We start from the raw sequence: 26,944 nt of genomic DNA, 5'->3' as shown, positions 1-26,944 counted from the left end.
TCGCCAACGATCGGCCAGGCCCGAAAGCACAAGACTTACGCCTCGAAACCCGGATAATGGCGGCCATATTTTGCTCGCTATTCTGGTAATCCCGCATGGAAATCAAGGTCAATTTTCTCGACAACCTTCGACTTGAAGCCAAGTTCGACGACTTCACCGTGGTGGCCGACCAGCCTATTCGCTACAAGGGCGATGGCTCGGCCCCCGGTCCGTTCGATTACTTCCTGGCGTCGTCGGCGTTGTGTGCGGCTTACTTTGTGAAGTTGTACTGCGAAACCCGCAACATCCCTACCGACAATATTCGCCTGTCCCAGAACAACATTGTCGACCCGGAAAACCGCTACAACCAGATCTTCAAGATCCAGGTCGAATTGCCGGCGGACATCTCCGATAAAGACCGCCAGGGCATCCTGCGTTCCATCGACCGCTGCACCGTGAAAAAAGTCGTGCAGGCCGGGCCGGAGTTTGTCATCGAGGAAGTGGAAAACCTGGATGCCGATGCCCAGGCATTGCTGATGCCGAGCGCGGCGTCCGACGCGGGCACCTACATCGCGGGCAAGGACCTGCCGCTGGAAACAACCATCGCCAACATGTCGGCCATTCTCGCGGGCCTGGGCATGAAGATCGAGATCGCTTCGTGGCGCAATATCGTGCCCAACGTATGGTCGCTGCATATCCGCGACGCGCACTCGCCGATGTGCTTTACCAACGGCAAGGGCGCGACCAAGGAAGGCGCATTGGCGTCGGCATTGGGCGAGTTTATCGAGCGGCTGAACTGCAACTTCTTCTACAACGACCAGTTCTGGGGTGAAGACATCGCCAATGCGGCGTTTGTGCATTACCCGGACGAGCGCTGGTTCAAGCCGGGCCGCAAGGACGAACTGCCACCGGAGATACTCGACGCGCATTGCCTGCACATCTACAACCGTGACGGCGAGCTGCGCGGCTCACACCTCTACGACACCAACTCCGGCAACGAAGAGCGCGGCATTGTTTCGCTGCCGTTCGTGCGCCAGTCCGATGGCGAGGTGGTGTATTTCCCGTCCAACCTGATCGAGAACCTGTACCTCAGCAACGGCATGAGTGCCGGTAACACCCTGGCCGAAGCGCAAGTGCAGTGCCTGTCGGAAATCTTCGAACGCGCGGTAAAACGCGAAATCATCGAAGGTGAATTCGCGCTGCCGGATGTACCGCAGGAAGTGCTGGCGAAATTCCCCGGTATCCTGGCCGGTATCCAGGGCCTGGAAGCCCAGGGCTTTCCGGTACTGGTGAAGGATGCGTCCCTGGGCGGTGAATTCCCGGTGATGTGCGTGACGTTGATGAACCCACGCACCGGCGGCGTATTCGCCTCGTTCGGCGCGCACCCCAGCCTGGAAGTGGCGTTGGAGCGCAGCCTCACCGAACTGCTGCAAGGCCGCAGCTTTGAAGGCCTGAACGATCTGCCGCAGCCGACGTTTGAAGGCCATGCGGTGACCGAACCGAACAACTTTGTCGAGCACTTCATCGACTCCAGCGGTGTGGTGTCGTGGCGCTTCTTCAGCTCGAAGTCGGATTACGAGTTCGTCGAATGGGACTTCTCCGGCCAGGGTGAAAACTCCAATGCCGAGGAAGCCTCCACGTTGTTCGGCATCCTCGAAGGCATGGGTAAGGAAGTCTACATGGCGGTGTACGAGCACATCGGCGCGACCGCCTGCCGCATCCTGGTGCCGGACTATTCGGAGATCTACCCAATCGACGACCTGATCTGGGACAACACCAACAAGGCGCTGTTTTTTCGCGAGGACATCCTGAACCTGCATCGTCTCGACGAAGCGGAATTGAAGGGGTTGGTTGAGCGCCTGGTGGAAAGCGAACTGGACGACTACACCGACATCACCACCTTGATCGGCATCGAGTTCGATGACAATACGGCGTGGGGTCAACTGACCATCCTGGAATTGAAGCTGCTGATTTATCTGGCCCTGCAGCAGTTTGAAGAAGCCAAGGAACTGGTGGAGATGTTCCAGCAGTACAACGACAACACCGTCGAGCGCGGCTTGTTCTATCAGGCTGTGAATGCGGTGCTGGAGATGGAGCTGGACGAAGACCTGGAACTGGCGGACTACGAAGTGAATTTCCGCCGGATGTTTGGCAACGAGCGGATGGACGCGGCGATTGGGTCGGTGAATGGCAGTGTGCGGTTCTATGGTTTGACGCCGACGAGCATGAAGCTGGAAGGGCTGGACCGGCACCTGCGGTTGATCGACAGCTACAAGAAGCTGCACGCGGCGCGGGCCAATACGGCCAATTAAAAGCTGACACCGTACCTGTGGTGAGAGGGCTTGTTGTGGCGAGGGGGCTTGTCCCCCGTTGGACTGCGTAGCAGTCCCTCTTTTTTGGGGCCGCTGCGCAGCCCAACGGGGGACAAGCCCCCTCGCCACAGGTCAGTGGTCACTCGGGTTATTTGTCACAACGTCCATCCCAACCCCAGCGCCTTGTGCAATGACGCAAAGTCCTTGAGCAACAGCGCATCCCCGGAAATCCGGCTTTCCTGCGCCTGGTACCGCGTACGTTCCGCGTCCAGCCAATCCAGCGTGCTCGCCGTACCTGCCTTATAACGCTGGCGCGTCAGGTCCGCGGCCCGTACTGCCGAAGATTCCACGTTACGCAGCAGCACCACGTTCTGCCGCTGGTTGCCATACCGCGCCAGGGCCACATCCGCATCACGCAACGCACTCAACACCACGCTTTTGTAATGGGCCAGGGCCTCGTCGCGCCCGGCTTCCGCACCTTTGACACTGGCCGCCACCCGGCCGAAATCCAATGCGTTCCAGGTCAGCCGCGGCAACAGCAGCCAGGTGCCGCTGTCCTTGCGCGCCAGGTGCCCGGGATCGGCCGCCGAGAACGACAAGTCGCCCATCAGGCTGAGCTTGGGAAACCAGTCGGCGGTTTTCTCGCCGATCTGCGCGTTGCTGGAAGCCAGTTGGCGCTCGGCCACCCGGATATCCGGGCGTGCTTTCAGGATCGCCGCCGGGTCGGCAAATGGCACCTGGCTAGGGATAGCGGGCAGGGCGCGGGGAGTGTTGAGGCTCGCGTCCAACTCGCCCGGTTCCAGGCCGCAGAGCAGGTTCAACTGGTCAATCGCCTCGACGATTGACGCTTGCAGCGGCAGGCGTTGGGCCCGGGTGTTTTCGGCCTGTGTCAGGACCTGCTCCAGCTGTAACTGCGAGGCCACGCCACGGCTGCGTCGCTGCTGGGTCAGGTCCAGCGCCTGTTCCTCAATCTCGACACTGGCGTCCACCAGCGCCAGTCGCGCCTGCTGGTCACGCACGTCGGCATAGGTCTGCACCACCTCGGCTGCCAGTTGCACCTGGGCATCGGCCAGTTGCGCCTGCGAGGCGTCGTTTTCCGCCTGGGCCGCCTCGATTGCACGCCGGGTGCCGCCGAACAGGTCGGCCTCCCAGCTGGCATCAAAGCCGGCGAGGTAAAGGCTCAATGGCCCGCGACCACCGCCACTGCTGCCACCCAGCGCCGAGGTGTCGGGGGAGCGCAGCTTCAGCATCGCTGCATCGCCGGTGATCTTGGGCAGGGCGTTGGCGTTGGCGCCACTCAGGCTGGCTCGCGATTGCTTGAGGCGCGCCTGGGCGGTCGCCATGTCCGGACTGTTTTGCAGGGCCTGGGCCACCAATTGGTTGAGCTGCGGATCGCCCAGGGCTTGCCACCACTGGGCGACCGCGGGTGTGCGCGGCAGGCCTATGTCGGCGTGGGGCAAGCGCCCGGCCGCGAGGGTCTTTGGCGCGGCATCCGGCGCGCCCTGGTAGTCCGGCCCCACGGTACACGCCGTCAGCAGGCCGACGGTGAAGAGCAAGGGAAGTGAGCGATAAATCATGTTCGTTGGCCTGCCTGCGCCGCGCGCTTTTTCAGGATGAAGATCAGGGGAAGGCACGCCAGCATGGCGAGTCCCAGCACGTAGAACGCGTCGTTGTAGGCCATCACCGCCGCTTGTTGGGCGATGTCGTTGGCCAGATGACTGAGGGCCTGCAGCGAGGCGGTGGACGGGTCGCCGGTTTGCGCCAGGTAGCTGGCGGTATCGCTCGCCATTTGATCCTGGGTCAACTGGGTGTTGGCCTGGATGCCTTCGCGCAACATGTCGTCGTGGAAGTGGCTGCGCCGGTCCATCAGTACGCCGAGCAGCGCCAGCCCCAAGGTGCCGCCGAGGTTGCGTGACATGTTGTAGAGCCCGGCCGCGTCACCCGCATCGCGGGTTTCCACCGAGCGCATCGACAGTTGGCTGAGGGGCATCATCACCAGGATCTGCCCGAAGCCCCGCAGGATCTGCGACCAGTAGAAATCATGGCCGACGCTCTGGGCGGTGAGCTGGGTGTCGAGAAAGCAGCTGGCCCAGTACATCAACAAACCCACGCCGACCATCATCCGCAGGTCCAGGCGGCCAAGCATTCGCGGCAGGATCGGCATCAGCAGGAACGCCGGAATCCCCGACAGCAACATGATCGAACCCGACTGTTGCGCGTTATAGCCCGACAGGATGCCGAGGAACTGCGGCACCAGGTACGCCGTGCCATACAGCCCGGCGCCGACCGCCGTGGCGATCAGCAGCACGCTGCCAAAGCTGCGGTTGAGCACCAGTTGCAGGCGCAGGATCGGCGTACTCGAGCGGACTTGCCCGACGGCAATCAGGAAGAAGCCGATCACCATCGTGATGCTCAACCAGATGATCAACTGCGAGTCGAACCAGTGTTCGCGCTGGCCTTCTTCCAGCACCACGGTGAGCGAACTCAGGCCCATGGCCAGGCCAATGATGCCCAGCCAGTCGGCCTTGATGAATTGCTGGAGGTTCATGCGGTCGCTGGGCAGGCCGGTGATCAGCAAGGTGATCAAGGTGATGCTGACGGGCAGGTTGATGAAGAAGCACCAGCGCCAGTTGATATTTTCCGTGAGCCATCCGCCAATCACCGGGCCCAGCAGCGGACCGAGGATCACCGTCATGCCGAACATCGTGGTGCCGATTGCCAACTGATGGGCAGGCAGGCGGGTGCGCACGATGGTCTGCGCGGTCGGGATCATCGCGCCGCCGGCAAAACCCTGGCCGATACGCCCGGCGATCATCGCGCCGAGGCTTGAGGAGAGCCCGCAGAACATCGAGAAAAACGTGAACATCAACGCGGTGCCGATCAGGAACCGGCGCAGGCCGAATACCCGGGTCAGCCAGGCGGCGAGGGGAATCATGACGATTTCCGACATCAGGTAACCGGTGGCGATCCACGTGCCTTCGGTACCGGTCGCGCCGATCTGGCCCTGGATCTGCGGCAGCGCCGAGTTGGTGATCGAGATGTCCAGGGTCGCCAGCAAGGCGCCCAGCGAGCCGGCGGCGACTGCGATCCAGTCGGTCAGCGAAGCGTTGCGCGGTTTGTCCGCGGGCACTTCCGTCAAGATGGCTTCAGCCATGGTTGGCGTCTGCCTTGTGGGTGCGGGTGTCGACTTCCACGGTGGCGGACAAGCCGGGCACCAGTGCCTGGCGCACGTCGTTATCCGGTACATCCAGGGAAATCCGCACCGGCACCCGCTGCACGATCTTGGTGAAGTTGCCGGTGGCGTTGGACGGCGGCAGCAACGCGAACTGTGCGCCGGTGCCTGGGGACAGGCTGTCGATATGGCCCTGAATATCATGGCCTGGCAGTGCGTCCACATGCACGGTGACGGCCTGCCCGGCGCGCATCTCGCCGATCTGGGTTTCCTTGTAGTTGGCGGTCAGGTAGATCGCGCTCACCGGCACCACGGTCAACAAGCGTGTGCCCGGCTGCACGTATTGGCCGACGCGTACACCGCGATCAGCGACGCGGCCATCGAGCGGGCTGCGAATCACCGCGTCGTCCACGTCCAGCTGGCTCTGGGCTTCGCTGGCCTTGGCCACGCCGAGTTGCGCCTGGGCTTGCTTGAGCTGGGCTTCGAGGGTGCCGTAGCGGGTCTGGCTGGAGCGCAACGCGGCCTGCTTGGCGGCCACGGTGCTGCGGGCCTGGGCGAGCTGGTTGTTGAGCTGCGCCAGGCGTTCTTCCGGCTCGGCCCCGGAACGCGCCAGCGGCGCATAACGTGCGACTTCGGTTTGCGCGTGCTGGGCGTCGGCCTGGGCGCCTTGCAGTTGGGCGCGGGCTTCGGCGATGGTCGAGTCCTGTTGGACCAGGTCGGCCTGGGCCTTGGCAAAGTCGGCCTCGCGGGCCGCAATCGTCGCCGAGGCTTCGTCACTGACTGCCTGGTATTTGCGCGCATCCAGGCGCACCAGCACGTCGCCACGCTTCACGTTCTGGTTGTCGGCCACCAGCACCTCGGCGACGTAGCCGTTGATTTTCGGCGCCACGCTGATACTGTCGGCTTGCAGATAGGCGTCGTCGGTGGTCTCGATAAAGCGCCCGGTGAGCCACCACCAGGCGCCCCACGCCAGCCCGGCCAACAGCGCCACGCCGGCGAGTGACAGTAGAATCCGTCGGGCTTTGCCACGTTGGCCGTTGACGGTGGTTTCAGGAATGACCTGAGGAGAGGGAGGTGCAGCGGACATCAAGTCACTCCAGTTTTATATCAGTTGGAATAAATTCGTTTTTTCGCGAATTTTTGTCAACTGGTATATTTTGGTTACGTTAAAAAAATGGAGTGGCACATGGCACGACACAAACCGGCCGCCGAAGGGGGTTATCAGCGGGGTGAAGAAACCCGCGCACGCATTATCGAGGCGGCTGTCGAGGTATTTGGCGAGCGTGGCTACGACGGCGCGTCCACGCGAGACATCGCGAATGCTGCCGGCGTCAATGCGCCCGCGATCCAGTACTACTTCGATGGCAAGGAAGGCGTGTACCTGGAATGCGTCGAGCACTTGATCGCGCTGTTGTGGCAGAAGATGGCGCCCACCGTTGAAGCCGCGGAAGGTGCGCTGGCCGATCCCGGGGTCGACGATCAGAGGTTGATCGACGCCTCACTGGGCATTCTCGGCGCGGTGGTTTCAACGATCCAGGACAGTCCCCAGACCACCGCGTGGCGGGCGTTTCTTGATCGCCATCAAGCCGGGCTCTGCCCTGAAAGCGCGACCATGGCGTTCGAGGAACGCTTCAAGGCGCGCATCGCCAACGTGATCCGCCTGCTGATCGCGCGCGTTGCCGGCCTTGCCGTTGACGACGAACGCACGGTGATCCACTCGATGGCGCTGTTCACCCAGGGCCTGGCGTTTCGGGTACAGAAACCCAAGCTGCTCTCCGCCTTGAACTGGACCGAAGTGAGCCAGAAGGAAATGGAACTGGTGCGGGATGTGGTGCTGATGCAGGCGCGGTTTACCCTCGAAGGCCTGGTACGGCATCGGGACCGGCGCTGACTTCAGCGCTTGCTGAAGGCCAGCCGGGCCGCGAACAGCACGAATATCATGCCGGTGGTGCGGTCCATCCACTTGATCACCTTTTCACGCCGCAGCACACCGGCCAATGGCTGCGTGGCACCGATCAGTATCAGTGCCCAGGCCAGGCTGATCACCACGTGGATGCTCACCAGCCCGAACGTCCACGCCACCAGCGGATGCCCCTGGGGAATGAACTGCGGCAGGAAAGACACGTAGAAAATCCCGATCTTGGGGTTGAGGACGTTGCCCATCATGCCTTTCAGGAACCAGTTGGCGCCGGGCTTTCCATCGGCCTCGACGGACGCCAGCGAACTGCGCGGACGCACCAGCATGTTCAAGCCCAGCCACGCCAGGTAAGCCGCGCCGCAGTACTTCAAGACGTTGAAGGCCACCTCGGACACGGCAATCAACGCGCCCAGCCCAAAGGCCACCGCTGCACCCCACAGCAGGCAGCCGGCATTGATACCCAGGGTGGCGCGCAAGGCTTGTTGCTTGCCCTCCACCGTTGCAGTGCGCAATACCAGGGCCGTGTCCAGTCCGGGCGTCAACGTGAGCAACGTGGCGGCGAAGGTGAAGGCGAGCAGGTTGTCGGTGATGGACATGGATATTTACCTGAAATCAGAAACTCTCAAGACTGGCGTTGATACCGGCGAAACGCGCCAGCTCGATGGTTGCCGCGACCTGTTCAGCATCGATGATAAAGCCCTGGAAATCGTCATCTCCCGAGTCCAGATGAACGTAACGCTTGCCGAACCGAGCCAGCCATTGGTCGAAACGGTCCAGCACCTCAGCCATTGATGACCTGCATACGTTGTGTTCATCGTTCGTGGGGCAGATTACGGTCATGGGCGCGCGGCTGTCGATATTTAATCAAGAGCGTTGTGGCTTTCTGGAAAGGCTCATGACGCACTACACCGTCACGCCACGCGGTTGCGCCCCGACGACTTGGCCCGATACAACTGCTGATCCGCACGCTTGATCAGCACTGTGGTGTCGCTGTCCGACGCTTCAACGAGCCCGACGCCAATACTCACCGTGACCTGCCCAGCGGTCTCGAAATACGCTCCGGCAATTGCCGCGCGAATCTTCTCGGCCACCACATCCGGGCTGTCCGGCGCTTCGATTTCCGGCAACAGCACCGCAAACTCTTCACCGCCGTAACGGGCGACGAAGTCGGTGGCGCGGGTGGCGTCCTGAATCAACTGCGCGAGCTGGCGCAGTACATCGTCCCCGACGGCATGCCCATGGGTATCGTTGATCCGCTTGAAATGATCAACGTCGATCAGCAGCAAGGCAAATGCGCGCCCGCTGCGCTGGAACAGCAGGCTGTACTCCGCCAGTTTTTCATCGAAGCGCCGACGGTTGTAGACGCCGGTCAGGGCGTCATGGCTGGCCAGGTTCAACAGCTCGGCATTGGCCTGGGTGAGGGCGGCAGTACGCTGGGCGACGGTGGCTTCCAGGGACGCATTGGTGTCCTGCAGCTCGCGCTCTTTGCCAAGCAGCGATTGGGTCATGCCCTTGATGGAGCGCCCGAGCTGGGCGATTTCCAGTACGAAATGGTCTTGAGGGAAATACGCGCCAGGCTGTTGGTTTTGGACCTGCTTGGCTGAACGCGCGAGTTCTTCGATGGGCCGGCTGAGGTACGACGCCAGGTAATACGCCACGAAGCCGAAAATCACCGCGGCAATGACGCCCAACAGCAGCAGTTTGTAGAGCAATACGCGGGCAGGGTGCAGGGCGATTTCCAGCGGCTGGCGCATCACGATGTACCAGGTCAGGCTGGAATTCGACGGGCTGGGCACCGCCACGGCGCTGGTCACGTAGCCGTTGTCGACCGACCAGCCGGTGTCATTGGCCAGGCGGTCCTGGGGCAGTTGCTGGCCGGCCAGTTGTTCCGGGTAGAGCACCTTGCCGTCGTTGTCGATGATCAGCGCCTCGATGTCCGGCGTATTGCCTTTGGCCGCTTCGACAATTTGTGTCACCCACGTCCAATGGGCGTGAGCCCCCAGTACGCCGATCACCTGGCCCCCGGCATTGCGAATCGGTGCGGCAAAGTCGATGAAGCGCCAGGGCTCACCGTTGGAGCCCGGCAGCAGCTTGGCAAGCAGTACCGCCTCGTGGGGATCGCCGGTGTAGTTGCCCTGCAAACCGGCCTGGAACCAGGGCCGTGCCGTTACGGATTGGTCGACCAGCAGCCCATTCACCGCCTGGCGCACACGCCCGTCTGTGTCGGCGACGCCCATCCACGCGTACTCGGCGCGGGACTGGGTGCGTTGTTCCATGGAGGTCAGTATGTCCGGATCGTCCAGGTTGCCCCGTCTGAACAGCGGTGCGCGGCTGAGCAGCGACACTTCGAGCTGGCGTTCACGCAGCTGCACCGCCAATAGCGCGGCGGTGGAGCGGGCAGTGCTCAACAAGGCATTGCCACTGGCCAGTTTCAGTTGCTCGGTAGCGATGTGCCCAACGTAGAACCCTACGCTCACCAGGGTGAGCAGCGACAAACCGGCAAACCAGAGGGTCAGGTGACTACGCAGGCTGGCTTTGATCATTGGGGGCTATCTGAAAGGAGTGTGACTACATGGTAGACGTACCATTCGGATAGTTGCCATAGCCTGATGATTTATACGCGCATTGATTTCCCACCTGCTTTCCCATGACGGCCATGCCAGAATATGGCGCTTAGCCACTTAGGGAACTCAAGGATGAAAACGCTGTGTGCTGCGCTGTTGTTGACGGTTGTAACCGGTCTGGCCCAGGCCAATGAGGTTCGGATCGGCTTCCAGGAAATAGTGATTCCCGACGCTGAACACGGCAGGCCGTTGCAGGTGGCAGTGTGGTACCCGACCGATGCCACCGGCACGCCACAACTGATCGCCGACAATCCGGTTTTCTACGGCGCGCCGGCCTTGAAGGACGCTGCACCGGCTGCCGGCGAGCATCCGTTGGTGGTGATCTCCCACGGCATCTTCGGCAACTGGATCAACCAGTCCTGGCTCGCCAGCGCGTTGGCCGGGCAGGGTTACATCGTCGCCTCGCCCAACCACCCCGGCACCACCAGCAAGGACCGCACACAGCCTGCCGCTTCCGAGCTGTGGAAACGGCCCCTCGATATCCATCGGGTGATTGATGCCGTGATTGCCCAGCCGAAACGCTTCGGCGCGGTGGCCCAACGCAAGATCGCCGTCGTCGGGCACTCCCTCGGTGGCTGGACCGCACTCGAAGTCGGCGGTGCCCGCTTTGATCCGCAGCGCTTTACCGAGGACTGCAAGTTGCATCCGGAAATTGCCCCTTGCAAGGCCTACGAACAACTTGAGGTTGGTCGTACCGAGCAGGCGAGGCAGCGACTGGCCGGTGACTTGAGCGACCCGCGCGTGGCGGCCATTGTTTCCCTGGACCTGGGCTTCGCCCGCGGCTTCAGCGATGCCAGCCTCGCGGCGCTGAACCGCCCCACGCTGGTGATTGCGGCGGGCACACCGTCGCCGGAATTGCCCGCCGCACTCGAGTCGGCCGACTTGGCCAAGCGCCTGCCGCAGAAGACTTCGCGCTACGTGGAAATCAGCGACGCCACGCACTTCAGCTTCCTGCCCATCTGCAAGCCGGGCGCGGTGGAGCGGATTGAACAGAGCGACCCCGGCGAAGGCTTCATTTGCCTGGATGCCAAGGGTGCTCGTCCCAAGCCGCAGATCCAGCAGCAGGTACTCAGCTTGATCAGTGAGTTTCTGCAGCAGTCACTGCACTAGCCGTCAGATATCTTCGGACAACACACAGCCTGTGGCGAGGGAGCTTGCTCCCGCTGGGGTGCGAAGCGCCTCCAACGACAGGACCGCTACGCAGTCCAACGGGAGCAAGCTCCCTTGCCACAATGGTATTTGCATCGGATCACTTCCCCACCCGCCCCGGAATGGCCACCCGACTTGTCGCCTTCACCTCCCGCAACGCCAGGCTCGACTGAATCGACGCAATCCCCAATTGCCGCCGCAACACGCTCTCTACAAAATCGCTGTAGGCATCCAGATCCTCCGCCAGCACCTGCAGCAGATAATCCGCATCCCCGGTGATCTTGTGGCAGGACTGCACCTGCGGCAGTTCCTTGATCACGGCCTCAAAGTCCTCTGGCGTATGGTCGGAATGCACGGCAAACCGCACATGCACAAACGCCATGATTTCCAGGCCCAGCATCTTGCGATCGAGGTTGGCCTGGTAGTCCTTGATCACGCCTTCTTCCTCCAGCCGCTTGCGCCGTCGCCAGCATGGGGTGAGGCTCAGTGACAGGCGCTCGCTGAGTTCGGCGTTGGAAATACTCGCGTCTTCCTGCAGCAAGGCGAGGATGGCGAGATCGGTGTCGTCAAGTGCGACCTGTCTGGTTTTATTTTTCTTCATGGCGGCTCTTTGGGGTAAAAATTCCCGATTACGCTAGCATCGGCGCACGTAAAAGCAAAGAAAGCCCACCGCAGCCAGAACAAAATAATCACCTGTCTTTCACGGGTGGATGTCTTTCATGTTGACTGTTTTCAGCGACTCTCATCGTTTGCACCATGGCACCGAACTCAAGGATGGCGTGCTCAAGCCGTCCTTCGAACAACCCAGCCGCGCCGACACGGTGCGTGATCGGGTCAAGCACGTTGGGCTGGGCGATATCATCGTGCCGCGCACGTTCGACCGGGCCTGTTACGTCAATGCCCACAGCGAACGCTACGTGTCCTTCCTGGAAACTGCCTGGGCCGAATGGACGGCGATTGGCCGTGCCCATGACGCCTTGCCGCTGGTGTGGCCGGTGCGGGACCTGGCCAATGAGCAGGTGCCGGAATTCATCGACGGCAAGCTCGGGTTTTTCGCGATGGATGCCGGTTCACCGATCACCAGCACCACCTGGGAAGCGGTGAAGACCAGCGCCGATATCGCACTCACCGGCCTGGCATTGATTGATGAAGGCCACGACAGCGCCTTCGCCCTGTGCCGGCCACCGGGCCACCATGCGGCGCGGGAATACATGGGCGGTTATTGCTACCTGAATAACGCAGCCATTGCCGCGCAACAGGCGATCACCCAAGGCGCCAAACGGGTCGCGGTGCTGGACGTGGATTTCCACCACGGCAACGGCACGCAGAACATCTTCTACAACCGCAATGACGTGATGTTCGTCTCGCTGCATGGCGATCCGTCCGTGTCGTATCCCTACTATTCGGGCTTCAGTGCCGAGCGCGGTGCCGGGGCGGGCGAGGGGTTCAACCTGAACTACCCGCTGGCGAAAAACACCGGGTGGAGCACCTACAAAGAAGCGTTGCTCGACGCCTGCAATCAACTCAGAACGTTCTCGCCGCAAGTGCTGGTGATTTCCCTCGGCGTCGACACCTTCAAGGACGACCCCATCAGCCATTTCCTGCTGGAAAGCCGCGACTTCCTCGGCATCGGCGAGATCATCGCCAGCGTCGGCGTGCCCACGCTGTTTGTGATGGAAGGCGGCTACATGGTCGATGAAATCGGCATCAACGCGGTCAACGTGCTGCACGGTTTCGAGAACAAACACGCCTGACCCCGATGCCATTCCAACAATAAACAACGCCTGACTTTTTTCTGCCAAAACTCAAAAACATAACAAGAGGTTTTGTGATGAAAACAACCGTGCCCGGGCTGATTGAAAAGCCCGCTTTGCAACGCACCCTCAACAACCGCCATATCCAACTGATGGCCATGGGCGGTGCGATCGGCACCGGCCTGTTCATGGGCTCGGGCAAGATCATCGCGCTATCCGGCACCTCGATCATCCTGATCTACATGATCATCGGGCTGTTTGTGTATTTCGTGATGCGCGCCATGGGTGAGCTGCTGCTGTCCAACCTGAACTTCAAGAGCTTCGCCGACTTTGCCGGTGCCTACCTGGGGCCGCGTGCGGCGTTTTTTCTTGGCTGGTCGTACTGGCTGAGCTGGAGCGTGGCGGTGGTGGGGGATGCGGTGGTGGTCGGGGGCTTTTTCCAGTACTGGTTCCCGCACGTGCCGGCCTGGATACCGGCGATTGCAATGCTGCTGACCCTGTTTGCCTTGAATGTGCTGACGGTGCGGCTGTTCGGCGAGGTGGAGTTCTGGTTTGCGATCATCAAGATCATCGCCGTGGTGACCCTGATCAGTGTGAGCGTGGTGTTGATTGCCAGCTCGTTTGTGTCGCCCACCGGCGTCACGGCTTCCCTGAATCATTTGCTGGATAAACAGGCGGCGTTTCCCAATGGCGTGTTCGGCTTCTTTGCCGGGTTCCAGATGGCGATCTTCTCGTTTGCCGGTACCGAGTTGATCGGCACGGCGGCGGCCGAAACCCGTTCGCCGGAGAAGACACTGCCCAAGGCAATCAACTCGATTCCGCTGCGGATCATCCTGTTCTACGTGCTGGCCTTGGCCTGCATCATTGCGGTGACATCCTGGGAGCAGGTGTCGCCCAGCAAGAGCCCCTTTGTCGAGCTGTTCCTGGTGGCCGGCTTTCCCGCCGCCGCCGGGATTGTGAATTTCGTGGTACTGACCTCGGCGGCTTCTTCGGCCAACAGCGGGGTGTTTTCGGCGAGTCGCATGTTGTTCGGCCTGGCGGACCTGGGAGACGCACCCGGGATATTCCGACGACTGTCGAAAAACAGCGTGCCGTTTATCAGCCTGGCGTTTACCACCTTCCTGATGCTGCTGGGCTTGTTGCTGCTGTTTATAGTCCCGGAAGTGATGACGGCCTTTACCATCGTCTCCACTGTTTCGGCGATCCTGGTGATCTTTACCTGGTCGACTATCCTGGCGTCCTACATCGCCTATCGAAAAAAGTGCCCTGAGCTACATGAAAAATCCCTCTACAAAATGCCCGGTGGCGTGCCGTTGGCGTGGGTTTCACTTGGCTTCCTGGCGTTCGTACTTTGCCTGCTGGCACTTCGCCCAGATACCCGCCTGGCCCTTTGCGTGATGCCTGCATGGTTTATGTGGCTGGCGGTTGCCTACCATTTCTCGCATTTTCGCCACCGACTCCAGCCTGATCAACGCACGGCGCAGTAGCGGTTGTCGTACAACCGCAGGCCATTCAACCCTCGAACAAGGCCGGCTTGTACGGCCTTTTCATGACGGTTTTTTCATCGGTACATGACAAAAATTTCACATTCTGCGCCATCGGCCCCATGCCACAATCCGCAGCGTTTGCAGGGCCGCAACGGTATTCGCTCGAAGGACAGTAAAAAAATAATGTTCACAGGGGCGCAGTAAATGAAACTCTCTACATTAGCGTTGGCCATCACGGCGGCTGTCCTTGCACAACACGCCAGCGCAGACGGCTTTGGTCTTGGCTCACTCGGCACGGGTGACGGCCATAGCGGCTTCCTCGAAGACAGTCATTCTTCGATCAGTTCGCGCACCATGTACTACAACGCCGACGTTCACTCCGGCACGGCGAACGACCTGCGGGAAGCGGCTCAAGTACTGCGTTTCGACTATAAATCCGGTTACACCCAGGGCACCGTCGGCGTAGGTTTCGACGTGATGGCTTTCGGCGCGTTGCGACTGGACGGTGGCGATGGGCACGCAGCGGGCAATGGCCTGTCGGGTAACGGTAACAGCTTCTTCCCGGTGAAGAACAACGGCACCGAGCCTGCTGACAGCTTCGGTCGCGCAGCCGGCAACGTTAAATTCCGTATTTCCCAGACTGAATTGCACGTGGGCGGTGGTTTGGCGCCGATCCTGCCGATCCTGGTGTCCAACGACAGCCGTGCCGCGCCGCAGACCTTTGACGGCGGCATCCTGACTTCCAAGGACATTCCCAACGTCACCTTCACCGGCGGCGAGCTGAACAAGGCTGAAGGTCGTGCATCGAGCAACTCCACGGGCTTGAGCGTGGCCGGTGCCACTCGCGACAGCGACAGCTTCCGTTTCGGTGGTGTCGACTACCAGCCGTTTGGTTCTTCTGACAACGTCATCGCTAAAAACCTGACGTTGCAGTACTACTACGCCAACCTGGAAGACTTCTACAAACAGAACTATTTTGGCCTGGTCCACGTATTGCCGTTGGGCAATGACCAGTCGTTCAAGACCGACCTGCGTTATTTCGACAGCACCAGCGACGGCAAAAACGGTTCGGCCGGCTATGCGTTCAACAACAACGGCGGCTATGCCAAGCACGCCGGTGAAGTCGACAACAAAACCTACAGTGCTGCCTTCACCTATCAGTTGGGCGGCAGCCAGTTGATGCTCGGCCATATCGGCGTGAGTGATGACGGTGGCTTCGTCTGGGTCAACCAGGGCAGCATCGCCGATCCAACCGCCCAAGGCGCGGCCGGTTCCGACTTCTACCTGTTCACCGACGCGGTGGTTGGCCAGTTCTCCCGTGCGGGCGAGCAGGTCAATTTCGGTCAGTACCTGTATGACTTCAGAACCCTGGTGCCGGGCCTGAAAGCCTCGATTGCCTACCTGAACGGCAGCGACATCAAGGCCAAGGTTGCCGGTGGCAGCGATCAGTCGGAACGCGAAACCGATTTCCGTCTTGATTACGTCGTGCAGGAAGGCCCGCTGAAAGGCTTCGGTACTACGTTCCGTACCGGCAGCTACCACGGCCATAACACCGGCACCGCCGACCAGGATCAGACTCGCCTGATCTTCAACTACACCTACGCGCTGTTTTAATCAGTCGTCGGTAACTGCTCCAGATGAAGGCCGCCCATTGGGCGGCCTTCTTTATTGGCGTGGGGTTCCAGGCAGAGCAGGGCGCTATAGTTGTTTTTACACAACGCAACGTTTAATCATGCGCGGCAATTCCTAACCTATAAGTCAAGAAAAGGACCGTTCCCATGAAAGTCAGTGCACGCAACGTATTCAAAGGCCAGGTCAGCCAGGTCCAGGACGGCGCGGTCAACGCCGAAGTGGTGTTGACCCTGCCCGGTGGCGAGCAGTTGGTGGCGGTGGTGACCCTGGAAAGCATCCGCAACCTGGGCATTGCCGTAGGCAAGGAAGCGGTCGCGCTGATCAAGGCGCCGTGGGTGATGTTGATGACCGAATCCAGCGACATCCGCCTGTCGGCCCGCAACTGCCTGGAAGGCAAGGTGCTGAGCGTGAATGACGGCGCGGTGAATGCGGAAGTGGTGATCGAGTTGGCGGGTGGTTCGAAGGTGTTTTCCATCGTGACCCGCGACGCGGTGGCCGAGCTGGGGTTGAAGCCGGGCGTGAGCGCCACGGCGGTGATCAAGGCGTCCCATATCATTCTGGGCGTTCCGGCCTGATAAAACCCCACACAACGTAGCAGCTGTCGAGCCCAAGCGAGGTAGCTGCTACGGGATGCCCGGTTGCCGCGGCGTTTGTTGTTGAAAAAGGCTATTGCGCTAAGGCGCCAGCCGGGTGAACACATAATCATGGTTCTTCACCAGCGCCTGATGGCAGGCAAAGCACGTCTCATGCTGCGCCTGGTCCACCGGCTTGCCATTGATGAACCGTCCAAAGCCCCAGCCTCCGGTCGCTGCGTATTTCTTCGAGTCCTTGACCATGAACTGCACGGTGGTCGCCGCACCGGGAATCGACGCGGTCTTGAACTCGGGCGATTGCACGTGCTTCCAGGCCAGTTTCGCCAGCACAGTGCCGTCGGGGAAGGGCAGCGTGCCTTCGCGGTACGCCTTGAGCGCCACTTTATTGCCCAGCACCACCCGCAGTTCATTCAGCGGGTCGGCTTCCTGGGCCGGCGCGATCAGCTCCCATTGACGGTAGCCGTCGGGAATGGTCACGCCGTAGATCGGCGAAGGCTCGCTGGTAGCCGGGCCGCCAAAGGCGAACCCGGTAGCGGTGGCCACCACGGCAGCTGTTGCAGCGACGAGTGCAGCAAGAAGCAGGCGCTTCATCACAGGTGGTCCGCATCGATCACAGCCTTGGCAAAGGCTTGCGGTGCTTCCTGCGGCAGGTTGTGGCCGATGCCGCCGGTGATCAGCCGGTATTCGTACTTGCCGGTAAAGCGTTTGGCATAGTCCTCTGCGGCCGGGTGCGGCGCGCCGTTGGCGTCGCCTTCCATGGTGATGGTGGGTACGTTGATGGACGGGGCGGTGGCGAGTTTCTGCTCCAGCGCAGCGTATTTTTTCTCTCCCTGCACCAGCCCCAGGCGCCAGCGGTAGTTGAAGATCGATACGGCGACGTGGTCGGGGTTGTCCAGGCCTTTGGCGCTGCGGTCGAAGGTGGCGCCGTCGAATGCCCATTTTGGCGAGGCGATCTGCCAGATCAACTTGGCGAAGTCGTGGGTGTTTTTCGCATAGCCGGCGGCGCCGCGATCGGTGGCGAAGTAGAACTGGTACCACCATTGCAACTCGGCCTTGGGCGGCAATGGGTTCTTGCCCGCGGCCTGGTTGCCGATCAGGTAGCCGCTGACCGATACCAGCGCCTTGACCCGCTCAGGCCACAACGCCGAGACGATGTCGGCGGTGCGCGCACCCCAGTCATAGCCGCCGAGCACGGCCTGCTTGATCTTCAGCGCGTCCATGAAGTCGATCAGGTCGACGGCGAGGGCGGCCGGCTGGCCGTTGCGCAGGGTCTTTGCCGAGAGGAAATGGGTATCGCCATAGCCGCGGGCGTAAGGCACCAGCACCCGGTAGCCCTGGGCAGCCAGCAGCGGCGCTACCTCGGAGTAGCTGTCAATGTCGTAGGGCCAGCCATGCAGCAGGATCACCACCGGGCCATCGGCCGGGCCGACTTCGGCGTAGGCCACATCCAGCAAGCCGGCTTTCACATGCTTCAACGGGCCGAGCGCGCTGTGGGCAGTTGCGCTGGCAGCCGCAGGTGCTTGCGCATCCTGTGCACTGGCGACGCCGAGGGCACCGAACTGCAACAGCGCAAAGGCCAGCAGCGACGCGCCCATCAGGCGGCGGGGTGGGGTGTTCAACTGTGTGTGCATGGTGAGTCTCCGGCGGCGGGTGGTGTGCCTGGCTCACAGTTGAACGTAGTTGTGTATCCCGTCTGTTTCGAGAAAGCGGTTGGGTTAAAGGTTTTGTATCGCAGCGGTGTTTGGACACACTGCGATACAAAGGTCAGAGGGCCCGCCGGGCCACATACACCAGGCTCGGCGCCTGACCGGGTACATCGTCCAGCTCATCGATGTACTGCATGCCGATTTTCTCCAGCACCTTGATCGATGCTATATGCGCCGGACGCACCACGCCGTACACCTGCGGCTGGTCCAGCGCGACAAAGGCAAACTGCACCGCCGCCCTGGCAAGCTCGGTTGCAAAGCCCTGGCCCCAGGCGCTGACCGCAAAGCGGTAGCCCAGGTTGATCCGCTCAACGTCGTTGTAGGGGTACAAGGTGATGCCACCAAAGCCGATCACGCAGCCCGGCGCCTCTTGTGTAGTAATCGCCCATTGGCCGAAACCATGTTCTGCCCAGTGCAGCAGCCAGCGAGCCAGGGCGGCCTCGGCTTGGCCCAGGTCCGTCAACGGGCCGGCCGGGTTGTAGCGGTTGGTCTCGGGATCGCCATAAATGGCAAATACACTGGCCACATCGTCGGCCGCTGCGGGCCTGAGAATCAGGCGTTCGGTGGTAATCGGGTGGGTATTCATGGGTGGACTCTGATCCTTGGAGCGAGCGAGAAGGTGTTCACCTATATTTATCCTGCTTTCGGCGCTCTAGCACGCTTGATTCAGTTGTTAGGGCTACTGGCAGGATGCCACAATGGCACTTTGTCGCGGCAGTAAGATCAGGCGGACCAAATGAATGGCCTTGGGCGTGGGCAGGACCAGGATTGCTTCATCGAGGAGCAGGTACGAACAGATCGATTGCACCAGCTGTTTCGCCAGTCATTCTCTGCAGTGTTCGGCAGTTATATGGCGGCCGCCATGCTGTGCTGGCTGTGCTGGGAACGTTTTGATCACCGGGTAATGCTGGTCTGGCTGGTGGTATTGGCCGGGACGTCGTTGCTGCGGGTGTGGATGTTCATGGACTGGTTTCGCTGCCCCAACAGTGAACGCACCCCCGCGCGCTGGGAGCGGCGCTATTGGGTAACGTTGATGTTGTCGGCCGGGGTCTGGGGCATCGGCGCATTCGTCCTGATGCCCACCGACGACCGCCTGTCCCAGGCCCTGGTGATGTTGTTCACCGTGGGCATGTCGGTCAGCGCAGTCTCGTGTTATTCGGCCTATCGCTACATGACCCTGGTCTCCATGGGCCTGGTACTGCTGCCGTGCACCCTGTGGCTGCTGTTTCAACCGTCGTCGATGCAAGTCGGCATGGCCCTGGCGGTGCTGGTGTTCTCTTCGTTTGTCGGTGGCGCCACGCGCAAGCTGTCGGATGCCCTGGAAAAAGCCTTTCGCCTGACCCGGCAAATGGAGCGTGCCCACAACATCTCCACCCGCGCCGCACAAACCGACGAACTCACCGGCCTGATGAACCGCCGGGCGTTTTTCGAGCATGCGCAGTTGCTCTACGAACAGTGCCGGCATAACCAGCAGCCGTTGTGCGCGCTGATGATGGACATGGACCACTTCAAGGACATCAATGACACCTACGGCCACCAGGCCGGGGACCAGGTGCTGCGTCAGATCGGCGGGGTGATCAGCGCATCGTTTCGCCAGGCCGATGTGTACGGGCGGCTGGGGGGCGAGGAGTTTGCGGTGTTGCTGCCGGATACGTCGCTGGAGACCGGGCGGGACATCGCCGAGCAGTTGATCAAGGCCATTGCCGGGCTGACCAGCGAGCCGGTCCAGGGGTTGACCGCCAGCCTCGGCGTGGCCTGGGCCCGCGCGGTGGACCAGGACCTGCACGGCCTGATGAACACCGCAGACAAGGCGCTGTACCGCGCCAAGGCCCTCGGGCGTAACCAGGTGGCCGTCGCGGAATAGGCCTCAGCCCTTGAGCAGCGCCTTGGCCAGCACCTGTGAGACCTGGTCGGCCGAGTAGGGCTTGGGCAGGAACACCAGGCCTTCATAGCCGCTTTCCGCCAGCTCCTCGCTGTAGCCCGAGGTCAGTACCACCGGCAGGCCGGGCCGGCGCCGTCGCAGTTCCCTGGCCAGGGCCACCCCGGTGATGCCGGGCATCACCACATCTGAAAACACTGCATCGAACCCCAACGCGTCTGCGCCGGCCAGTTCCAGCGCCTGTTCGGCATTGGTTGCCCAGGTGGTCCGGTAGCCGAGGTCCTGGAGGATCTGATTGGCAAAGCGGCCCACTTCCAGGTTGTCTTCCACCACCAGGATATGGCGCTGGGCGCATTCGGTGATCAGCCCGCAGGTGTCCGGGGTGTCTCGTTGGAAGCTCTCTTCAGGTACCACTTGCGGCAAGTACAGGGTAAACACCGTGCCCTGGCCGACCTGGCTGGCCACATCGACGTTGCCGCCCGATTGCTTGGCGAAGCCGAACACCTGGGACAGTCCCAGGCCGGTGCCCTTGCCGACTTCCTTGGTGGTGAAGAAGGGTTCGAAGATGCGCTCGAACGTCTCCCCGGGAATCCCGCTGCCGGTGTCGGTGAGTGAAATGGCGATGAACGCCTGGCGTGAACCGGCGTCACCACGGATGCTCGGCAGTGCTTGATCGGCGTCCAATCGCAGGGTCAAGCTGCCCTGGCCGTTCATCGCGTCCCGGGCGTTGAGGGCGATGTTGATCAGGGCGGTTTCAAACTGGCTGGAGTCGGCGCGGATGTAGCACGGCTGCCCGGGCAGTTCGACGTGCACATGAATCCGCGCGCCAGTCACCGTCTCAAGCATCTCGCCGATGTTTTTCACCCGCAGGCCTGCATCGAACACTTCCGGGTTCAGCGGCTGGCGCCGGGCAAATGCGAGCAACTGGCTGGTCAATTTGCCGGCCCGGTCCACGGTGTCGGTGACCGCGCTCATGTAGCGCTGGCGACGCTCTTCGGACAGGCTCGGCATCCGCAGGAAGTCGACGGATGAGCGAATGATGGTCAGCAGGTTGTTGAAGTCGTGGGCCACGCCACCGGTCAACTGGCCGATGGCTTCAAGCTTTTGCGATTGACGCAAGGCGGCTTCGGTCTGGGTCAGCAGGGTGGTCCTTTCGGTGACGCGCTGCTCCAGGCTTGCATTCAGCTCGGCCAGGCGCTGGGACAAAACCACGGTGGCGGTGGTTTCGGTCACGGTGTCGAGCATGCCGACCACCTTGCCCTGTACGTCGCGGATCGGGCTGTAGCAGAAGGTGAAGTACGCCTGCTCCGGCGCGCCGCCGCGTTCGATCGTCAGCGGGAAGTTTTCGATAAAGGTGGCTTCACCTGCGAAGGCGGCATCCGCGATCGGACTGATCTCGGGCCAGGCCTCCTGCCAGATCTCGTTGAATGGCCGCCCGAGGGCATCAGGCTTGTCGCCGAGAATCGGGATAAACCCGTCGTTGTAAAGCGTGATCAGCGCAGGCCCCCAGACGATCGCCTGGGGGAAACTGGAGGCAAGGCACAGGGCGACGGTGGTCTTCAGTACGTCCGGCCAGTGTTCCAAAGGCCCCAATGGCGTATTGGCCCAGTTGTGATGCCGGACCCGTTCGGCCATTTCGCCGCCGCCTTGCAGCCAGTTTGTCATTCGGTGAACGCCTTCTTGCCACGGTTCGCTGAGGTAGGGATGCCAAGCTACAGACATCCCGGGACTCAGCCAGTTCAGCGGGATTATCCACTAGATGGCACTTTAGTGTCTCGGCCGGATAATGCTTCGCTGAGCTCCCTTCAGGCCACCGTAATCGTTACCGCGATATTGCCGCGGGTGGCCTTGGAATACGGACACGTCTGGTGGGCACGGTCCACCAGTGCCTGCGCCGCCGAGTGTTCGATACCCGGCAGGCTGACCCGCAGGCGCGCCTGCAGGTAATAGCCATCTTCCGGGCTGTTCACCAGGTCCACTTCGGCACTCACTGCCGTGTCGGCGGGCAGGCGGATGTGAAGGGTTTGTGCGGCTTTGCCCATTGCGCCGATAAAGCAGGCGGACCAGCCGGCACCAAACAGTTGCTCGGGGTTGGTGCCGGGCGCCTTGGAGCCGGGCGGCGACAGCTTGATGTCCAGGTGCAGGTCATCGCTGTGGGACGCGCCTTCACGCCCGCCGGTGGTGTGGGTTCTGCCGGTGTAGAGCACGGTGCTGTTCTGGGACATGACGGTTTCCTCGCAAGTGGCCCGGGGTGGGCCGGTGTGCACAGGAAACCGCGCCGGCGTATCCGCAATGTGTCATCGCCGGGGGCCTGCACCTCGCAGTGTGTCGCCTCGCCGGGAAGATACGTTGGGATACAAACCGTTATTGCTGCTGCACGCCAAACAAACCGGTCCAGTAGATGCCGGCATCACTTTTCGGGTCCATGGCGTAGGCGGCGCCCATTTCGCGGAACTGCGGGTTCATCAGGTTGGCACAGTGCCCGGGGCTGGCCAGCCAGCCGTCGACCACTTTGCGTGGGGTGTCCATGCCGGCGGCGATGTTCTCGCCGATCTGCTGGCCGATGTAGCCTGCCAGTTCAGCCCGGTCACCCGGGGTGCGGCCATCGTGGTCCAGGTGATCGAAGAAGTTGCCGTTGGCCATGTTGCGCGCGTGGCCGGCGGCGGCGTTGGCGAGTGCTTCGTTCCAGCTCAGGGGTGTGGTGGCGGCAAAGGCCTGGGCGCCACATTGGCGTGGTTGCTGGCGGGCGGTGTTGATCAGGTCGAGCACCTTCTTGCCTTCGGTCTGGGTCTCGCCCAGGCCGCTGGTCAGCAGCGGGCGGGCCAGCACGATGCGCCAGTCCTGGCCGCTGTTGCTCACGCCGATATCAATGAACTGCGGGTCGAGCACCACCCGGCAAAAACTTTCGCGCACGGCTTTCATCGCGGCTTCGGCGTTCCTGGGCCCGGACAGGCTGATGGCCTGGACGTTGACCATCGGGTACGCCGCCCGCGCCAGCGCCTGCTGCAAGTCGCCGACACTGTTGACCGGCAACACCAGCCGCGTGTCGCTGGCCAGCGGTGGCAATTCCTGGGAACCCTGGTTGCCGCAGCGCTGGACCTGGCTGCGGTATTGATTGATCGAGTCGACCAACAGGCTTTCTTCACCCGCCTGCGCCTGGGCGGTAAACACCAGACTGGCGGCCAGCGTCGTAAGACCCATCATCAATGACAGAACGCGCATGGACGTTTCCCTTGAGCTTGAAAGTGCCCATGATGCGCGATGAAGGGGCATCCATGCACCCGTTGGTCCGAACTTTTTGCCTCAGTTCTTGAATGCCGAGTGTTTACGGCCCTGATCGCACAAGGCGAACACCACCACCAGCAGGGACGAGATCGCGAGGATTATCACAACGCCATCAGTGGAGTGAGTGGCCGACGCCGCCACCATCGACAACGCCCCTAATGGCGCCAGGCCACCTGCGATCGCGGTGCCGATTTCCCGCCCGGTGCCAAAGCCCGAGGAGCGGGTCTGGGTCGGGAACTGGCGGCTCAGGAACGAACCCTGCGGCGCAAACATCATCGGCGCGAGGATGCCGGTGCCCACGCCAATGGCGACGTAGATCATCAGGCTTTCACCGGTATTGAGCAGCGCAAGGAACGGGTAGGCAAACAGCAGCGACAGCAGGCCGCCGAGCATCAGCACGGTCTTGCTGCTCCACTTGTCGCACAACCAGCCGAAGCATGGCACGGCGACGATGGCGATCAGGCTGGCAATGGTCACCGACAGCGACGTGACGTGCACATCGACACCCTTGAACTGGGTGAGGTAAGCCAGGGAGAAGGTCTTGAAGATGTAGCTCAGCGCGTTGTAGCCAATCGCCACGAAGAACACCACGGCCAGGCCCTTGAGGTCGTTCTTGAACAGCGCCTTGAGCGGCGAGGCCTTGGCCTTTGCGGTTTCCTTGCTCAGTTCCTTGAATTCCGGGGTTTCCGGGATGCTGTTGCGCACCCACAGGCCCACACCCACCAGCGCGATGCTGCAAATGAACGGAATCCGCCAGCCGCCGGCCAGCAGGAATTCATTGCCGTTGATGGTCAGCAGGTACACGGTCAGCGAAGACAGCAGCAAGCCCAGGTTCAGCCCGAGCGCCGGCCATGCACCCTGGCTGCCGCGCTTGCCTTCTGAGGCGTGCTCGTAGGAGGTAACCGCCGCGCCGGACAGTTCGGCACCGGCCCCCAGGCCCTGGATGATGCGGATAAACACCAGCACGATCGGCGCCCAGATGCCGATGGAGGCGTAGCTGGGGATCAGCCCGATCAGTGTGGTGCACACGCCCATCATGCAGAAGGTCAGCACCAGCACTTGTTTACGCCCGAACTTGTCGCCCAGGTAGCCAAACAGAATGCCGCCGAACGGGCGCGCGATGAAGCCGATGGCAAAGGTGGAAAACGCCATCAGCGTAGCGGCTTTCGGGTCGCTGTTATCGAAGAAAATCTTCGAGAACACAATCGCCGCCATGGTGGCGTACAGGTAAAAATCATACCACTCCAGCATCGAACCGAAGATCGTCGCGGCCGCGACTTTGCGCAGGCGTTTCCTGGTTTGCTCGGGGGTTTCAACGTCCGGGGTGCGGGCTGTAGCCGTCATTCTGTACTTCCTTATGAGTCATTATATTTATTGTCAAAGTGAGGCGTGGTGCGGTGCGTCAGTGGGGCTTGAACATGCGGTCGGCGATCATTGCGCCGATAGGAATCGCGGAGGTGGCAGCGGGTGAGGGCGCATTGCACACGTGGAGCATTCGCGGGGTCTGGGCGAACAGGAAGTCGTGCACCAGGGTGCCGTCGCGCATCACGGCCTGGGCGCGGATGCCGGCTTCATAAGGCAGCAGGTCTTCGATGTTGAGCGATGGGCAGTACTTGCGGCACTGCTCCAGGTAGCCGGACTTGAACAGCGAGTTCTTCATCTCGACGCTGCCCGAACCGAGGTTCTGCCAGATGGTTTTCCAGAAGCCCGGGAAGCTCGCGTACTGCGCCACGTCGCGCCAGTTCACCGAGAATTTGCGGTAGTTCTCGCGACCCAGGCCGAGTACGGCATTCGGGCCAACGGTGACGCTGCCGTCGATCATGCGGGTCAGGTGCACGCCGAGGAAGGGCAGCTCCGGGTCGGGAATCGGGTAGATCAGGTGGTTGACGATGGTGTTCTTCGATTCCGGCAAGCGGAAGTATTCGCCACGGAACGGGATGATCTGGTGGTCGATCTTGACGCCGGCCATCACGGCCAGGCGGTCCGATTGCAAACCTGCACACACCACCAGATGCCTGGCCTGCCAGCTTTCGCCCCGGGTGCTGACGGTGACTTTGTCGGTGTCCTCGACGATCGCAGTGACGGTGCGTTCCAGGCAGATTTCCCCGCCGGCGCGACGAATCACCCGGGCCATGGTTTCGCAGACTTCGCGGTAATCGACAATGCCGGTGGCGTCGAGAAACAGCCCGCCCAGCCCGACGATGTTCGGTTCGCGCTGGCGCAACTGGTCGGCGTCCAGGCGTTCGACTTTCATGCCGTTGAGCTGCGAGCGGGCGTACAGCGCTTCCATCCGTTGTACTTCCAGATCAGTCGAAGCCACCAGCAACTTGCCGCACACCTCGAACTTGATCCCGTGCTCGGTGCAAAACTGCTTGGTGGCTTCGGCGCCACGTTTGCACAAGTCGGCCTTGAGGCTGCCCGGCGCGTAGTAGATGCCGGCATGGATCACGCCGCTGTTATGGCCGGTCTGGTGTTTGGCCAACAGGCTTTCCTTCTCCAGGATCACCAGCGAGGCGTTGGGCTGGCGCTTGAGCAACTCCATCGCGGTGGCCAAACCGACGATGCCGCCGCCGATGATGCAAAAGTCATAAATCATTGTTTTGGGTACCTACGCATTTCAGTCTGCTTATCAGGTTGTCAGACTAATGGTTCTGTAAAAAAAACAGCGCGCCATCGGCACGCTTTAAACGGGTTCGGATCGGTCAATTGATAGCGGGCAATTCCAGATGCAGGCGCCTTGCTGCGGCGCGCAAGTGAGCCTCGGCACAGGCGGCAGCGCCTTGGGCATCACCGTCGACGATGGCCTGGTAGAGCGCAGTGTGTTCCTGGGTGGCATCGGCCGAGCCGCTGACAAAGCGGGTGGCGGAGTTTTCCCAGGCGGTCTTGCGGGCGCTGGCCAGTTGGCTTCTGAGGAAGTCATGGAAGGCCACGAAATAGTCGTTCTTGCTGGCCTCGGCGATGGCGCGATGGAATTCCACATCGGCCAGGGCGGCGGCGTCGAAGTCGGCGCGCTTGTCGTGCATTTCCTGCAGGGCGGTCTTCATGCGCTGCAGGTCGGCGGCGTCGCGGCGTTGGGCGGCAATCGAGGCGGCCTGGGTTTCGATCCACAGGCGCACTTCGAACATTTGCGCCAGGTCCGGGCGGCGACCGTTTTTTTCCGGGAAGCGGAACACGGTGCCGGCCGGGGTTTGCGAGATAAATGAGCCCAGGCCACGCCGCGCAGTCAGTACGCCATCGGCCTTGAGCTGGGCAATCGCTTCGCGCACCACCGAACGGCTGACATTGAGTTGTTCAGCCAGTTGCTGTTCGGTGGGCAGGCGCGCTTCGGGCGCCAGTTGGCCGGAATCGATTTCTGCACGAATGGCGCTGACGACGCGCATAACGAGCGAATCAGGGCGCTGGAGCTCAAGCATGGGAAAACCTTGGTAATCAGGTTGTCAGACAATAGTCGTTA

At 61.6% G+C, this 26,944-nt stretch carries 24 protein-coding genes; 8 read left to right on the top strand and 16 right to left on the bottom strand.

Annotated elements, in window-relative coordinates; genetic code table 11:
* Positions 1-95: 95 nt before the first annotated feature.
* Positions 96-2,291 (top strand): OsmC domain/YcaO domain-containing protein, encoded by a 2,196-nt coding sequence (locus C0058_RS17585; protein WP_102369200.1) that lies wholly within the window; start codon positions 96-98, stop codon positions 2,289-2,291.
* A gap of 155 nt (positions 2,292-2,446) precedes the next feature.
* On the opposite strand, the gene C0058_RS17580 is transcribed toward C0058_RS17585, so the two are convergent.
* Genes C0058_RS17580 through C0058_RS17570 form a run of 3 tightly spaced genes read right to left on the bottom strand, consistent with a single transcriptional unit; the run spans position 2,447 to position 6,550 of the window.
* Positions 2,447-3,868, bottom strand: coding sequence for an efflux transporter outer membrane subunit (locus C0058_RS17580; RefSeq protein ID WP_102369199.1), 1,422 nt, complete (start codon positions 3,866-3,868; stop codon positions 2,447-2,449).
* The gene (locus tag C0058_RS17575) at positions 3,865-5,445 is read right to left on the bottom strand and encodes a DHA2 family efflux MFS transporter permease subunit (RefSeq protein WP_003215162.1); all 1,581 of its coding nucleotides are present in this window, start codon (positions 5,443-5,445) and stop codon (positions 3,865-3,867) included. The genes C0058_RS17580 and C0058_RS17575 overlap by 4 nt, the downstream gene beginning before the upstream one ends.
* On the bottom strand, positions 5,438-6,550 hold the full coding sequence (locus C0058_RS17570) for an HlyD family secretion protein (protein ID WP_102369198.1): 1,113 nt from the start codon (positions 6,548-6,550) through the stop codon (positions 5,438-5,440). The genes C0058_RS17575 and C0058_RS17570 overlap by 8 nt, the downstream gene beginning before the upstream one ends.
* A gap of 99 nt (positions 6,551-6,649) precedes the next feature.
* Between C0058_RS17570 and C0058_RS17565 the strand changes: the two genes are divergently transcribed.
* Complete coding sequence (locus C0058_RS17565; RefSeq protein ID WP_003215166.1) at positions 6,650-7,354, top strand: CerR family C-terminal domain-containing protein; 705 nt, start codon at positions 6,650-6,652, stop codon at positions 7,352-7,354.
* Between the two features lie 2 nt (positions 7,355-7,356).
* Here the strand turns inward: C0058_RS17565 and C0058_RS17560 are convergent, their stop codons facing one another.
* The 3 genes from C0058_RS17560 to C0058_RS17550 all read right to left on the bottom strand — a co-directional run bounded on the left by C0058_RS17560 (position 7,357) and on the right by C0058_RS17550 (position 9,924).
* On the bottom strand, positions 7,357-7,977 hold the full coding sequence (locus C0058_RS17560; RefSeq protein ID WP_008436344.1) for a LysE family translocator: 621 nt from the start codon (positions 7,975-7,977) through the stop codon (positions 7,357-7,359).
* A gap of 16 nt (positions 7,978-7,993) precedes the next feature.
* Positions 7,994-8,170, bottom strand: a complete 177-nt coding sequence (locus tag C0058_RS17555; protein ID WP_174717785.1) for a hypothetical protein — start codon at positions 8,168-8,170, stop codon at positions 7,994-7,996.
* Between the two features lie 122 nt (positions 8,171-8,292).
* Positions 8,293-9,924 (bottom strand): sensor domain-containing diguanylate cyclase, encoded by a 1,632-nt coding sequence (locus tag C0058_RS17550; RefSeq protein ID WP_003215172.1) that lies wholly within the window; start codon positions 9,922-9,924, stop codon positions 8,293-8,295.
* 153 nt (positions 9,925-10,077) lie between these two features.
* Here C0058_RS17550 and C0058_RS17545 point away from each other — a divergent pair, with 153 nt between their 5' ends.
* Positions 10,078-11,115 (top strand): alpha/beta fold hydrolase, encoded by a 1,038-nt coding sequence (locus C0058_RS17545; RefSeq protein ID WP_102369197.1) that lies wholly within the window; start codon positions 10,078-10,080, stop codon positions 11,113-11,115.
* A gap of 139 nt (positions 11,116-11,254) precedes the next feature.
* Here the strand turns inward: C0058_RS17545 and C0058_RS17540 are convergent, their stop codons facing one another.
* Positions 11,255-11,755: an Lrp/AsnC family transcriptional regulator gene (locus C0058_RS17540; RefSeq protein WP_008436349.1), complete on the bottom strand. Its 501-nt coding sequence runs from the start codon at positions 11,753-11,755 to the stop codon at positions 11,255-11,257.
* Positions 11,756-11,873: 118 nt separating this feature from the next.
* Here C0058_RS17540 and C0058_RS17535 point away from each other — a divergent pair, with 118 nt between their 5' ends.
* The 4 genes from C0058_RS17535 to C0058_RS17520 all read left to right on the top strand — a co-directional run bounded on the left by C0058_RS17535 (position 11,874) and on the right by C0058_RS17520 (position 16,602).
* Positions 11,874-12,908: a histone deacetylase family protein gene (locus C0058_RS17535; RefSeq protein WP_102369196.1), complete on the top strand. Its 1,035-nt coding sequence runs from the start codon at positions 11,874-11,876 to the stop codon at positions 12,906-12,908.
* Positions 12,909-12,985: 77 nt separating this feature from the next.
* The gene (locus C0058_RS17530) at positions 12,986-14,395 is read left to right on the top strand and encodes an amino acid permease (RefSeq protein ID WP_102369195.1); all 1,410 of its coding nucleotides are present in this window, start codon (positions 12,986-12,988) and stop codon (positions 14,393-14,395) included.
* A gap of 204 nt (positions 14,396-14,599) precedes the next feature.
* Positions 14,600-16,009, top strand: coding sequence for an OprD family outer membrane porin (locus C0058_RS17525; RefSeq protein WP_023658889.1), 1,410 nt, complete (start codon positions 14,600-14,602; stop codon positions 16,007-16,009).
* A 164-nt stretch (positions 16,010-16,173) separates the two neighbouring features.
* Complete coding sequence (locus tag C0058_RS17520) at positions 16,174-16,602, top strand: molybdopterin-binding protein (RefSeq protein WP_087695062.1); 429 nt, start codon at positions 16,174-16,176, stop codon at positions 16,600-16,602.
* Between the two features lie 99 nt (positions 16,603-16,701).
* On the opposite strand, the gene C0058_RS17515 is transcribed toward C0058_RS17520, so the two are convergent.
* The 3 genes from C0058_RS17515 to C0058_RS17505 form a co-directional block, all read right to left on the bottom strand.
* Positions 16,702-17,211, bottom strand: coding sequence for a cytochrome P460 family protein (locus C0058_RS17515; RefSeq protein ID WP_102369194.1), 510 nt, complete (start codon positions 17,209-17,211; stop codon positions 16,702-16,704).
* Positions 17,211-18,251: an alpha/beta fold hydrolase gene (locus tag C0058_RS17510; RefSeq protein ID WP_102369193.1), complete on the bottom strand. Its 1,041-nt coding sequence runs from the start codon at positions 18,249-18,251 to the stop codon at positions 17,211-17,213. Before C0058_RS17510 ends, C0058_RS17515 begins: the two co-directional genes overlap by 1 nt.
* 133 nt (positions 18,252-18,384) lie before the next feature.
* On the bottom strand, positions 18,385-18,912 hold the full coding sequence (locus C0058_RS17505) for a GNAT family N-acetyltransferase (protein WP_102369192.1): 528 nt from the start codon (positions 18,910-18,912) through the stop codon (positions 18,385-18,387).
* A 150-nt stretch (positions 18,913-19,062) separates the two neighbouring features.
* Here C0058_RS17505 and C0058_RS17500 point away from each other — a divergent pair, with 150 nt between their 5' ends.
* Positions 19,063-20,190 (top strand): sensor domain-containing diguanylate cyclase, encoded by a 1,128-nt coding sequence (locus tag C0058_RS17500; protein ID WP_102369191.1) that lies wholly within the window; start codon positions 19,063-19,065, stop codon positions 20,188-20,190.
* A 3-nt stretch (positions 20,191-20,193) separates the two neighbouring features.
* On the opposite strand, the gene C0058_RS17495 is transcribed toward C0058_RS17500, so the two are convergent.
* The 6 genes from C0058_RS17495 to C0058_RS17470 form a co-directional block, all read right to left on the bottom strand.
* Positions 20,194-21,870, bottom strand: coding sequence for an ATP-binding protein (locus C0058_RS17495; protein WP_102369190.1), 1,677 nt, complete (start codon positions 21,868-21,870; stop codon positions 20,194-20,196).
* A 140-nt stretch (positions 21,871-22,010) separates the two neighbouring features.
* A complete protein-coding gene (locus C0058_RS17490; RefSeq protein ID WP_087695064.1) occupies positions 22,011-22,430 on the bottom strand; it encodes an organic hydroperoxide resistance protein in 420 nt (139 codons plus the stop codon).
* A 139-nt stretch (positions 22,431-22,569) separates the two neighbouring features.
* Positions 22,570-23,427, bottom strand: coding sequence for a CAP domain-containing protein (locus tag C0058_RS17485; RefSeq protein ID WP_003215212.1), 858 nt, complete (start codon positions 23,425-23,427; stop codon positions 22,570-22,572).
* Positions 23,428-23,508: 81 nt separating this feature from the next.
* Positions 23,509-24,834 carry an MFS transporter gene (locus C0058_RS17480; RefSeq protein WP_008436370.1) on the bottom strand — a complete coding sequence of 442 codons (1,326 nt, stop codon included), beginning with the start codon at positions 24,832-24,834 and terminating at the stop codon, positions 23,509-23,511.
* 58 nt (positions 24,835-24,892) lie between these two features.
* Positions 24,893-26,086: an L-2-hydroxyglutarate oxidase gene (gene lhgO / locus C0058_RS17475; protein ID WP_087695067.1), complete on the bottom strand. Its 1,194-nt coding sequence runs from the start codon at positions 26,084-26,086 to the stop codon at positions 24,893-24,895.
* 106 nt (positions 26,087-26,192) lie between these two features.
* The gene (locus C0058_RS17470) at positions 26,193-26,903 is read right to left on the bottom strand and encodes a FadR/GntR family transcriptional regulator (protein ID WP_008436372.1); all 711 of its coding nucleotides are present in this window, start codon (positions 26,901-26,903) and stop codon (positions 26,193-26,195) included.
* Between the last annotated feature and the right edge of the window lie 41 nt (positions 26,904-26,944).

The sequence above is a fragment of the Pseudomonas sp. NC02 genome, from assembly GCF_002874965.1.
Taxonomy (GTDB): Bacteria; Pseudomonadota; Gammaproteobacteria; order Pseudomonadales; family Pseudomonadaceae; genus Aquipseudomonas.
Note: the sequence above shows the minus strand (reverse complement) of the source record. Positions and strands in the feature narration are given on the sequence as shown.

Excerpts from the sequence above, each read along its gene's own strand:
- C0058_RS17585 (WP_102369200.1), top strand. The coding sequence starts at position 96 with ATGGAAATCAAGGTCAATTTTCTCGACAACCTTCGACTTGAAGCCAAG.
- C0058_RS17580 (WP_102369199.1), bottom strand. The coding sequence starts at position 3,868 with ATGATTTATCGCTCACTTCCCTTGCTCTTCACCGTCGGCCTGCTGACG.
- C0058_RS17575 (WP_003215162.1), bottom strand. The coding sequence starts at position 5,445 with ATGGCTGAAGCCATCTTGACGGAAGTGCCCGCGGACAAACCGCGCAAC.
- C0058_RS17570 (WP_102369198.1), bottom strand. The coding sequence starts at position 6,550 with ATGTCCGCTGCACCTCCCTCTCCTCAGGTCATTCCTGAAACCACCGTC.
- C0058_RS17565 (WP_003215166.1), top strand. The coding sequence starts at position 6,650 with ATGGCACGACACAAACCGGCCGCCGAAGGGGGTTATCAGCGGGGTGAA.
- C0058_RS17560 (WP_008436344.1), bottom strand. The coding sequence starts at position 7,977 with ATGTCCATCACCGACAACCTGCTCGCCTTCACCTTCGCCGCCACGTTG.
- C0058_RS17555 (WP_174717785.1), bottom strand. The coding sequence starts at position 8,170 with ATGGCTGAGGTGCTGGACCGTTTCGACCAATGGCTGGCTCGGTTCGGC.
- C0058_RS17550 (WP_003215172.1), bottom strand. The coding sequence starts at position 9,924 with ATGATCAAAGCCAGCCTGCGTAGTCACCTGACCCTCTGGTTTGCCGGT.
- C0058_RS17545 (WP_102369197.1), top strand. The coding sequence starts at position 10,078 with ATGAAAACGCTGTGTGCTGCGCTGTTGTTGACGGTTGTAACCGGTCTG.
- C0058_RS17540 (WP_008436349.1), bottom strand. The coding sequence starts at position 11,755 with ATGAAGAAAAATAAAACCAGACAGGTCGCACTTGACGACACCGATCTC.
- C0058_RS17535 (WP_102369196.1), top strand. The coding sequence starts at position 11,874 with ATGTTGACTGTTTTCAGCGACTCTCATCGTTTGCACCATGGCACCGAA.
- C0058_RS17530 (WP_102369195.1), top strand. The coding sequence starts at position 12,986 with ATGAAAACAACCGTGCCCGGGCTGATTGAAAAGCCCGCTTTGCAACGC.
- C0058_RS17525 (WP_023658889.1), top strand. The coding sequence starts at position 14,600 with ATGAAACTCTCTACATTAGCGTTGGCCATCACGGCGGCTGTCCTTGCA.
- C0058_RS17520 (WP_087695062.1), top strand. The coding sequence starts at position 16,174 with ATGAAAGTCAGTGCACGCAACGTATTCAAAGGCCAGGTCAGCCAGGTC.
- C0058_RS17515 (WP_102369194.1), bottom strand. The coding sequence starts at position 17,211 with ATGAAGCGCCTGCTTCTTGCTGCACTCGTCGCTGCAACAGCTGCCGTG.
- C0058_RS17510 (WP_102369193.1), bottom strand. The coding sequence starts at position 18,251 with ATGCACACACAGTTGAACACCCCACCCCGCCGCCTGATGGGCGCGTCG.
- C0058_RS17505 (WP_102369192.1), bottom strand. The coding sequence starts at position 18,912 with ATGAATACCCACCCGATTACCACCGAACGCCTGATTCTCAGGCCCGCA.
- C0058_RS17500 (WP_102369191.1), top strand. The coding sequence starts at position 19,063 with ATGAATGGCCTTGGGCGTGGGCAGGACCAGGATTGCTTCATCGAGGAG.
- C0058_RS17495 (WP_102369190.1), bottom strand. The coding sequence starts at position 21,870 with ATGACAAACTGGCTGCAAGGCGGCGGCGAAATGGCCGAACGGGTCCGG.
- C0058_RS17490 (WP_087695064.1), bottom strand. The coding sequence starts at position 22,430 with ATGTCCCAGAACAGCACCGTGCTCTACACCGGCAGAACCCACACCACC.
- C0058_RS17485 (WP_003215212.1), bottom strand. The coding sequence starts at position 23,427 with ATGCGCGTTCTGTCATTGATGATGGGTCTTACGACGCTGGCCGCCAGT.
- C0058_RS17480 (WP_008436370.1), bottom strand. The coding sequence starts at position 24,834 with ATGACGGCTACAGCCCGCACCCCGGACGTTGAAACCCCCGAGCAAACC.
- lhgO (WP_087695067.1), bottom strand. The coding sequence starts at position 26,086 with ATGATTTATGACTTTTGCATCATCGGCGGCGGCATCGTCGGTTTGGCC.
- C0058_RS17470 (WP_008436372.1), bottom strand. The coding sequence starts at position 26,903 with ATGCTTGAGCTCCAGCGCCCTGATTCGCTCGTTATGCGCGTCGTCAGC.